The organism is Lapillicoccus sp., from assembly GCF_036559105.1.
Lineage (GTDB): Bacteria > Actinomycetota > Actinomycetes > Actinomycetales > Dermatophilaceae > Lapillicoccus.
Genome location: NZ_DATBTV010000145.1, coordinates 1 through 7,589 on the forward strand (window position 1 = coordinate 1; position 7,589 = coordinate 7,589).

The following is a 7,589-nucleotide window of genomic DNA, read 5'->3' on the forward strand; positions in this document are numbered from 1 at the left end:
GAGGTCTCCACCGACAAGGTCGACACCGAGATCCCCTCGCCGGCCGCCGGTGTCCTCTCGAAGATCCTGGTCCAGGAGGACGAGGTCGTGCCCGTCGGTGGTGACCTGGCGGTCATCGGCGGCGAGTCGGGCGGCGAGTCGGGCGGCGAGTCGGGCACCGCTTCGGGCGACGAGTCGAGCGATGAGTCCGCTGAGGCCGCTGACGCGCGGCCGGCGGCGGAGCAGGAGGCACCGGAGGCTCCATCTACCGAGGCTCCATCTACCGAGGCTCCTTCCGCCGAGGCTCCGGCCGCCGAGGCGCCGGCTCAGGCCTCCGGCCAACAGGAGGCCCCGGCACAGGAGAAGGCCGACAAGGCCACCGAGCAGGCGAGCCAGCCGGCCGCTCACGCCGCACCCACTGAGGCGGCTCCGGCCACGGCGACGGCGCCAGCCGCCTCGACGTCGACGACCACGTCGACCACCACCTCGACGAGCGCCAACAACGGCGGCAGCGACGACAGCAGCGCCTACGTCACGCCGCTGGTCCGCAAGCTGGCGGCGCAGCACTCCGTGGACCTCGGAGCCCTCACGGGCACCGGCATCGGCGGCCGGATCCGTAAGCAGGACGTGCTCGACGCTGCCGAGAACGCCAAGGCAGCGGCAGCCGCCTCGGCCGCGCCGGCCCAACCGGCTGCGGCCGCCCCGGCGCCGAGCGTGCCGGCCGGTGGCGGCGCTGCTGCGGCGCCGGTCTCGGACAAGCGCGGCACCCGCGAGAAGATGACGCGGCTCCGCAAGGTCATCGCCACGCGGATGGTCGAGTCGCTCCGGGTGTCGGCGCAGCTGACCACGGTGGTCGAGGTAGACCTGACCAAGGTCGCCCGCCTTCGGGCCCGCGCCAAGAGCGAGTTCGAGCGTCGCGAGGGTGTCAAGCTCAGCTACCTGCCGTTCCTCGCGCTCGCGGCGGTGGAGGCACTCAAGGCCCACCCCAACGTCAACGCCAGTGTCGACGGCGAGGAGATCGTCTACCACGGCCAGGAGAACCTCGCCATCGCCGTGGACACGGAGAAGGGGCTCCTCGTCCCGGTGGTCAAGAACGCCGGCGACCTCAACATCGCCGGGCTCGCCCGGGCGATAGCGGACCTCGCCGACCGCACGCGGAACAACAAGATCGCTCCGGACGATCTCGCCGGGGGGACGTTCACCATCACCAACACCGGCAGCCGTGGGGCGCTGTTCGACACGCCGATCATCAACCAGCCGCAGGTCGCCATTCTCGGTACCGGCGCCCTGGTCAAGCGACCGGTCGTCGTCGCCGACGAGGACGGCGGGGAGACCATCGCGGTGCGCTCGATGATGTATCTCGCCTTGTCCTACGACCACCGGATCGTCGACGGCGCGGACGCTGCACGGTTCCTCGGCGCGATGAAGACCCGGCTCGAGGAAGGGCGGTTCGAGGCCTCGCTCGGCCTCTGACGCACGCGGGCGGCCGCTTCTACCCGGAGATGCCTGAGTAGAAGCGGCCTTTCTCCATCTCGGGCGCTACCCGTCGGTCAGACATGTCCGGGTTGTTGTCAGGCGGTCCGGAGTCCAACGGGCGAGACCTCGCACCCGGGTCCGCATCCCCCGTGTGGTTGGCTGACCGGATGAGTCAGCGGGTCGCGATCTCCGGAGCCTCGGGGCTCATCGGCAGCGCGTTGTCGTCCTACCTCGTCGCGCGCGGCGATGACGTCCGTCACCTGGTTCGGCGGGAGGCCCGCACCGGTTCGGAGATCTCCTGGGACCCCGCTCAGCGACGGCTCGACGCCGCGGCCCTCGATGACGTCGACGCCGTCGTCCACCTCGCCGGCGCCGGCGTGGGTGATCGCCGGTGGTCGCCCGGTTACAAGCAGGAGATCCTGGCCTCCCGCACGGACGGCACGTCGACCGTGGCCTCGGCCGTCGCGGCCCACGGCGACCGGATCCGGCTGGTCAGCGCCTCGGCGGTCGGGTGCTACGGCAGCGACCGCGGCGACGAGATCCTCACCGAAAAGAGTCCGGAGGGAACCGGGTTCCTCGCCGAGGTCGCCCAGGCGTGGGAGGCGTCGACCGCCGCCGCCAGCGCCGTGGGTGCACCCGTGGCGATGTCGCGTACCGGACTCGTCATGTCCCGCAAGGGCGGCGCCTTCGAGCCGCTGGTCCGGCTCGGGCGGCTGGGTCTGGCCGGTCCGCTCGGGTCCGGTCGGCAGTGGTGGCCGTGGATCAGCCTCGACGACGTCATTCGCGCCCTGGTCTTCCTCGTCGACCGTCGCGACGTCCTGGGACCGGTCAACGTCGTCGGGCCGGAACCGCTGCACCAGAAGCAGATCGTCGAAGAGATCGGGCGGCAGCTGGGCCGGCCGACGGTCCTTCCCGCACCGGGGTTCGCGCTTCGGGCGGTGCTCGGCGAGTTCGCCGGTGAGGTGACCGGCAGCCAGCGTGTCGTGCCTACTCGCCTCCGGGACACCGGCTTCGAGTGGGTCCACGACTCGATCTCCAGCGCGGTCGCCGCCATCGTGTGAGCCCGGGCCTCTCCGGCCCCTCCGGACCCCCGGCCCCTCCGGCCCCCCGGCCCCTCCGGCCCCTCCGGCCTCTCCGGCCTCTCCGGCCTTCGATCGGTCGTCGCTCGCCCGTTCACGGTGGACCGACCTCGGTGAGCCGCCACGCCCCGTCGGTCGCCGACAAGGTGTAACGCAGCGGAACCCCAGGTCCCGGACCGATCGACTGGCTCCCTCCCCCGCCCGCAGCAGTCGCGCCCGTACCGACCGTGCCCGCACCAGCCCCTCCCGCACCGACTACGAGGTAGGCCGACCGATCCACGACCGCCTGCAGCACCACGGTCGTCGGCCCCACGGTGACCACCTTGGCCGAGCGCACCGTGAAACTCAGCTCGGCGTAGCGCTGGCCCTGCTCGCGCAACCGCGTCACCGTCCGGACGTCGTCCTCGTAAGCACTCGACCCGGTCGGCTCGGCGCTGGCGAGAACCACCGGGTCGGCGGCCATCAGCGCCGTCGATCGGACATCCGCAAGCCGCTGCAGGGCCGCCACCGGATCGCGAACGACGTTGTCGCTCGACGCCATCCCACCGCCTCTCGGTGTCCCGGCCATCGTCGCCGGGCTGCCCACGTGATCGCCCGCCGCGGTCCCGACGTGATCGCCCGCCGCGGTGCCGACGTGATCGGCCGCCGCGGTGCCGAGGGGACCGCCCGCCGCGGTGTTGGTGCGACCACCACCCGCCGCTTGGTGGGCGGGATCGTTCGCGGCGCCGGCGGCCGACCCGTTGGACGGTCCGCTCTGGCCGCCCGCCAGTGGAGCAGACGGGCCGGCTGACGGATCCACCGCTGAGCTCGTCGCCGCGCTCGACGAGTCCGCCGTCGAGCTCATCGATGCGCCTGACGAGAGGCTTTCTGACGTGGACGGCGAGGTGTCGGCAACCGATGTCGTCGCGACCTCCAGGGGGCCCCCGGTCAGGTGCAGCAACGCCAGCATGCCGCCGGCCAGGACGAGTCCGACCAACCCGACGACGACCAGCCGTGACCGCCACGAGGACTCTCCACTCGGCCCCGTCGTCGCTGAGGACCCAGTCGCCTTCGCCCACGGAACCAGCCATGCCCGCGCTCGCCGGTGTCGGAGCTCCCGTCGTTCGCGACGGTGCGTCGCCCGTTCCGCATCGCGGAGCTCGGTCCGCGACCGGGTCTCGGCCGCCTCGCGTCGGATCCGGGTCGTGACGGCCGCGGCCGGATCGGGATGGTGCCCGACCAGTCCCACCGGCTCCGGGGCCGCCGTGCGGTAGAGGGCGAGGGCGACCTCCGCTGCCGCTGGCCGGGCTTCCGGCTCGTCGGCCAGCATCCGGACCAGAAGCGGCGTCAGCTCCGGCCCGACGGCCGTCATGACGTCGGCGACCGTCCCGCTCTCGAGCCCCTCCTCGTCTGGATCGCCTGTCCGGGCGCCGGCCAGGCCCCGGGCCCAGTGCAGGTCGCCCACCCAGGGCGGCGGTGTCGACCCACCGGTCCGGGCGTACCAGGCCACAGCGCCCAGTGACCAGACGTCGCTGGCCGGAACCGGCGGACGGCCCAGCACCACCTCCGGCGCCGCGAACCCGGATGTGCCCAGCGAGCGCTGCGGCCACCCGTCGTCGACCAGCCACGCCGAGGAGAGGTCGACGAGCATGGGTCGGCCGTCCGGGGTGAAGAGCACGTTGCCCGGGGACACGTCCACGTGCACGACCCCCGTCTCATGCAGCTCGGCCAGAGCCGTGGCCAGCGGCGTCAGGGCGGTGACCACCTCGCCCAACGGCAGCGCCCCGCGGATCGTCACGACGTCGCGAAGGCTGCCGCCGTCAGCGAGCCCCATGACCAGCGCCACGCGACCGTCGTCGAGTGTGATCCGGCTGCGCACGCCGAGCACGTGCGATCCGGACGCGCGTCGCCCCAGCGCCTCCTCGCGGTCGACGTCATCGAGGTCGACCGCATCGACCTCCGGTTCGAGCACCTTCAGAGCGACCCGCTCACCGCTCTCGCGGCACGTCGCCGCCCACACGACCCCTGTCGACCCGCGCCCCATGAACTCGTCCAGGGCATACCCCGGCACGGCGGGCGGACCGGCATACCGGGTCAGCGCGGGTGCAGGAGGGGTCACCCAGCCATCGTGGCCGACCGGTCGAGGGACCCCCTCGAGTTATCCACAGGAGCCTGCGTCAGGGAGCCTCGCCCGGCGTGATGACCTCGACCACCCGGCCCGACTCGGCGCTCGTGCGCGCCGCGTCGATGACCGCGAGGGCGTGGACCGAGTCCCGTGGGTCGACGGGCATGGCCGCCTGCGGGTCGGGCTGCGCCAGTGCCTGCGCGACCTCGCGGTAGAAGTCGGCCTGGTCCCCCGGTTCTCGCGGAACCGCCTCCCGTTCACCGTCGGCCCGGACCAGCCACCCGAGGTGGTCCGCATCCGACGGCAGCCATTCGGAAAACGCTGTCGGCTCCTCGTTCAGGCCACCGACCACGTAGGCCCCCTCGCGCCCGAGCAGCCGCAGCCAGGGCCCGGGCGCGGCGGCCAGTGCGGTCGAGCCGAGGTGGGAGACGACGCCAGAGGTATGCCGGCAGCTGAGGAACGCTGTGTCCTCACTGACGGTCGTGAGGGACGACAGCTCCGCGTACACCGTCTCGATCGGCCCGAAGAGGAGGTGGGCCTGGTCGACGAGGTGCGGATAGAGGTCGAGCAGCAGCCCGCCGCCCTCCTTCGGCGGCGCGTTCTCCCGCCACCGCTGCTTCGGCACCGGCCGCCATCGTTCCCAGCGCAGCTCGGCCCGGACCACTTGGCCGACCAGGCCGTCCGACACGACCTTGGCCAGCGTGCGGAACTCCGGGTCGTACCGGCGGTTCTGGAACACCGTCAGCGGGACACCGGCCCGGGCGGCGACGTCGACCGCCTCCAGCGCCGACGTGGCGTCGACCCCGAGTGGCTTGTCGACGACGACCGGCAGGCCCGCGGCCACGACCTCTGCGGCCTGCGCGACGTGGACACCACTGGGCGAGGCGAGCACGACGAGGTCGATCCCCTCCGTCGCCAGCAGGGCGGCGAGGTCGGGGACCACGACTGCGCTGGGTAGGTCCTTCCCGACGTGGGAAGCCCGCTCGGGGTTGGCGGTGGCCACTGCCGCAACCTCGAGGCCGGCCCGCGCGAGGAGTGGCGCATGGAACGCACGGCCCGCGCCTCCGTACCCCACGAGCCCGACGCGCGGACCACCGTTGTTGGAGCTCGTCATGAGGCTCAAGGTAGCGATCCCGTGGTTGCATGGGGACATGTCGGGGGAACGGGGCGCCGGGTGGTCGTCACGCCCGCCCGCGTGGTCGCGTGGCCTGGCCGCCGCCGCGTTCGTGGCGGTGTCCCTGACCGCGGCGTGCACGACCGACACCCCCACCGGCACCGCGTCCTCGCCCGCCACGACCGGCACCGCGTCCTCGCCCGCCACGACCGCCGCCACGACCGCCGCCACGACGCCTCCGACGACCTCGATCGGGCCGCCGTCGACCGAGTCCACCGTGCCACCGTCGGCCACGGGCTCGGCGACCTACTTCACGCCGACCGACCCGTCGAGCTTCGCGATGACCGGCCGGATCGCCGTCGAACAGGCCCTCCAGGACCCGTTCTCCAACCTGCTCCAGCGCGGCGCCCTCCACGACCAGCCGGTGGCCCTCGACGTCGTCGGGACACCCGACTACCCGGTGACGCCCGCCGCCGGCGTGACGATCCTCTTCGGTACCTGCCGCTGCGCCGACCGCGGCTCGGGGCTGCGACTGACCGTCGAGGACCCGGCGGCGGTACGGGTCGAGGCCAACGGCGATGTCCGTATCCGTGGCACGTTCCGACCGGTGGTGACCGCCAGTGACGCGATCACCCTGAAGCCGGCCTGACCCGGCGACTCAGCCGACGAACTGGTAGTGCTGGTAGTCCAGGTAGCTGCCGCCCCACGAGAAGCCCTGTGCTGCGAACGCTCTCGTCACGAGCGAGCCCCCGAATAGCATCCCCCACCGCACGTTGTTGCGGTCGACGTAAGCCGTGTTCGGCCACCAGCGACCGCCGGCGTAATAGGGGTTCTCAACGGTGTCGATATCGATGGCGATGCCGTACGAGTGGGGTGAGAGCCCGCTCCCACCGGTTACCTGCCGGCAGTTGAAGCCGGATGTGTTGTCGGCGGCCATCGAGGCCGGGTCGTCGCCGCGGAAGTAGTCGACCCGCCACATCTGCCGGATCGGGTAATGGTCGGTAAGCGCGGAGCCGAAGACGCTCGCAACACGGCCGGCCACGTCCGAGCGAACGATGATCTCACCGCGGTGCACGGCGTTGTCGAAGCCCCAGTAGTTGACGCGGATCAGGGTCAACGACTCGGGACCGACCGGACATCCCGGACGCCAGGACGCCCACACGTCACCGGCCGACACCGGGGCGAAGGTCGCGTCGGCCACCGGCTGCACGCTCCAGAGCAGGGACCCATGCTCGAAGTCCTGCCTCATCCCGCCGTAGTAGCCGTACTCGGGCGACACCGGGAACCCGTACCACCCCTGAGGCCCGAACCCGTTCCAGTAGTCGTTGTTGATCGCACCGTGGGTCTCCCACGCCCCGCCGCTGTGGTTCGACCACCAGATGTTGCCGCCGAGGAATGTCTGGCGGACGCCGTCCGCGGCACCGACCTCCGGCCCTACCGGAAAGCCGAGCCACGATGTCACGTCCCCGATCGCCAGGAACCGCAGGCCGATCGCCCCGTGGGTCTCCCACGCACCGGTCCGCCCGCTCCACCAGATCGCGCCCCCGGCATACGACTGACGAACCCCGCCAGCCACGGCTACCTCACCGGTGGTCGGGAAGCCCAGCCAGGACCCGGTCTCCCCGATCTGCTGGTACCGCGTGCCGATGCCGTCGTGGGTCTCCCAGGCGCCGGTCGCCGGGGACCACCAGATGTTCCCGCGCTGATATGCCTGCTTCTCGCCACCGGGGATCGCCTGTCGAGCTCCGACCGGCTCGCCGAGCAACCCACCCGCCCCCCCGAGCGCCTGCCACCGCGTCGTGATCGGGTCGGCGGCGAGTGCCGACGGTGCCTGGTT

At 72.3% G+C, this 7,589-nt stretch carries 6 protein-coding genes; 3 read left to right on the top strand and 3 right to left on the bottom strand.

Annotated elements, in window-relative coordinates:
• The coding region (sucB, locus tag VIG79_RS17605) for a 2-oxoglutarate dehydrogenase, E2 component, dihydrolipoamide succinyltransferase (RefSeq protein WP_331887989.1) at window positions 1-1,452 on the top strand (1,452 nt) is incomplete at its 5' end.
• A gap of 170 nt (window positions 1,453-1,622) precedes the next feature.
• Window positions 1,623-2,516, top strand: a complete 894-nt coding sequence (locus tag VIG79_RS17610) for a TIGR01777 family oxidoreductase (RefSeq protein ID WP_331887991.1) — start codon at window positions 1,623-1,625, stop codon at window positions 2,514-2,516.
• A 112-nt stretch (window positions 2,517-2,628) separates the two neighbouring features.
• Here VIG79_RS17610 and VIG79_RS17615 read toward each other — a convergent pair whose 3' ends face one another.
• Window positions 2,629-4,632: a serine/threonine-protein kinase gene (locus VIG79_RS17615; protein ID WP_331887993.1), complete on the bottom strand. Its 2,004-nt coding sequence runs from the start codon at window positions 4,630-4,632 to the stop codon at window positions 2,629-2,631.
• Window positions 4,633-4,690: 58 nt separating this feature from the next.
• Complete coding sequence (locus VIG79_RS17620) at window positions 4,691-5,752, bottom strand: Gfo/Idh/MocA family oxidoreductase (protein ID WP_331887995.1); 1,062 nt, start codon at window positions 5,750-5,752, stop codon at window positions 4,691-4,693.
• Between the two features lie 37 nt (window positions 5,753-5,789).
• On the opposite strand from VIG79_RS17620, the gene VIG79_RS17625 reads away from it, so the two are divergent.
• A complete protein-coding gene (locus VIG79_RS17625) occupies window positions 5,790-6,401 on the top strand; it encodes a hypothetical protein (protein WP_331887997.1) in 612 nt (203 codons plus the stop codon).
• A gap of 9 nt (window positions 6,402-6,410) precedes the next feature.
• Here VIG79_RS17625 and VIG79_RS17630 read toward each other — a convergent pair.
• Window positions 6,411-7,589, bottom strand: a 1,179-nt coding sequence (locus tag VIG79_RS17630) for a M15 family metallopeptidase (protein WP_331887999.1), incomplete at its 5' end; no start/stop codon positions are given.

Coding starts and splice junctions, on each gene's coding strand:
- VIG79_RS17610 (WP_331887991.1), top strand. CDS start 1,623: ATGAGTCAGCGGGTCGCGATCTCCGGAGCCTCGGGGCTCATCGGCAGC.
- VIG79_RS17620 (WP_331887995.1), bottom strand. CDS start 5,752: ATGACGAGCTCCAACAACGGTGGTCCGCGCGTCGGGCTCGTGGGGTAC.
- VIG79_RS17625 (WP_331887997.1), top strand. CDS start 5,790: ATGTCGGGGGAACGGGGCGCCGGGTGGTCGTCACGCCCGCCCGCGTGG.